2 protein-coding genes are annotated in these 1,900 nt (G+C 71.7%); both read right to left on the reverse strand.

The window, feature by feature from the left end; translation table 11 throughout:
- On the reverse strand, window positions 1–244 hold a 244-nt coding region (locus tag ABYE80_RS20390), incomplete at its 3' end, for a hypothetical protein (protein ID WP_372792219.1).
- Window positions 245–398: 154 nt separating this feature from the next.
- Window positions 399–1,841 carry a hypothetical protein gene (locus tag ABYE80_RS20395; RefSeq protein ID WP_372792221.1) on the reverse strand — a complete coding sequence of 481 codons (1,443 nt, stop codon included), beginning with the start codon at window positions 1,839–1,841 and terminating at the stop codon, window positions 399–401.
- Window positions 1,842–1,900: the final 59 nt, after the last annotated feature.

Here is a 1,900-nt window from a genome sequence, read left to right on the forward strand (position 1 = left end):
CCACGCGGACCTTCCCGGGACCCGCACCGGTGACCGCCGTGGCCAGTGACCGGGCGGTCGGGACCTTGCCTCCCGCCGGCGGCGTGACCGACGTGTCGGGACGCGGGTCCGGCCAGTAGGACGGGCGCTCGAGATGCGCGTCCGCGATCGCCGGTGACACCAGCGCTGCCACCGCCACCAGCATTGCGGGTCCACCGACCCTGCGGCGTCGGCTCGTGGCCCTCGAGGGGGTACGGAAGGTCATGTCGCGTGCTCCTGTTGCAGCTCGGGCTTCGCTGGATCCAGCGATCGTTGCGGGCGAACCTAACAGTTGGGGCGGTGGCAGGGTGCCGGTTCTCGGACCGAAGCACCAGGTCCGAGCACGGCGCCGCGCGACCCTGGTGGCCGCACCGGGCCGGTCAGCCGAGGAGTCTGACGCTCTTGCTGCAGGTCGAGACCGAGCGCCGGAGCAGCCGGTTGCTGCGGCGACCGGTACGCCGGTCGGTCAGCGCGACGCGCACCCACACGGTCACCCGGGGGGCGCTCGTGCGGCCGAGCGGAACGCGGATCGACCGGCGGTCTCCGCGGCGGATGAGGACCGATCGGCCCGCCGTGCGGACGCGAACGAAGCGGATCCGCGTGTTCGCGACACGCGGGAGTCGGATCGTGACGGCGCGGCGTGGCGTGACGCAGACGGTCCGGCCTCCGTAGCGGTCCTCGGCGAGCTTGGACCGCCAGAGCTCGCGCGGGCCTGCGAAGTTCGCAACGCGGGCGTCGGGCCAGAAGCCGTTCCAGTACGCCTGCCCCCAGACGCCCCCCGAGAGGCTCGGCCAGTCCGGCACGATGAGGGACGCCACGCGGATGTCGTTGCGTTCGATCAGCTCGAACCACCGCTGCAGCCAGGTGACCGACTCCTCTCCGGCGTCGAAGCCGATGTACACCGGCGTGGTCTCGGCGAGCATCAGCGGGAGCCCCAGCTGCTTGGCCTCGTCGAGGATCTCCTGCGTGCGCTGACGGTAGATCGCGCGGGCACGCTCGCTCGAGCGCCCGCCGCCGAACGCGTCGTCCCAGTACGAGATCCCGAACAGGTCCACGTAGTCACGGCCGGGGAAGAAGTCACGGATCGGGGCGAGATCCCCACCGTTCCCGAGCACCTGACCCGCCGTACGCAGCGTGTTCGCCATGGCCTCGAGCAGCGGATCTGCCTCGTGGCCGGGCGTGCGGTCCAGCGTGCCCAGGGTGCTGACCAGCCCCGAGTAGTCGGTGGTCTTGAACTGGGCACCCGCCGAGTGCCAGACGTAGAGGGCGTTCGAGACGCCGCGCCGGCGCAGATGGTCGACGACGTACCGGTACGCCTGCCGATACAGGGCCGGAGGACCCCACTGTCCGCCCGGCAGGTCGAACTCGTAGCCGATGCGCAACTGGAACGTGCGCTGTGGCTGGGCGTTCAACCACTCGGCGATCACGTCGATCCTGTCGTCGTAGGCGCCGCTGACGACCTCGAGGGTGCCCGGCGCGCCGTAGTCACCGAAGATGGTCGACCAGAACGGCGAGCGGCCGAGCGTCATGCCGAACTGGACGTCCGCCTGCGGGTAGTGGGCGTCCCACTCGGCGCGCAGCTTGTCCAGCCGCCGCCGGAGCGCGTCGGGCTCCGCCTCGAGGAAGAGGTAGTCCATGACCCCGGCGGGCTGGTATCCGCCGCCCATGGCCTCGGAGTACGCCCGGAGTGTCGCGACGTCCTGACCCACCATGACCTGCGTGTGGCCCGCCGGCGGGATCACCGGACGCTCCGCCGCGGACGCGGGGGCGGTCGCGATGATCGCGGCGACAGCCGCTCCGATGATGACCCCCCGCCTCAGCACGCGCTGAGAGTAGCCCCGGGCCACCGGACGCGCGCTGGTCCGACCGCTCGGAGTGCTCG

Source organism: Paraconexibacter sp. (assembly GCF_041602235.1).
GTDB lineage: Bacteria > Actinomycetota > Thermoleophilia > Solirubrobacterales > Solirubrobacteraceae > Paraconexibacter.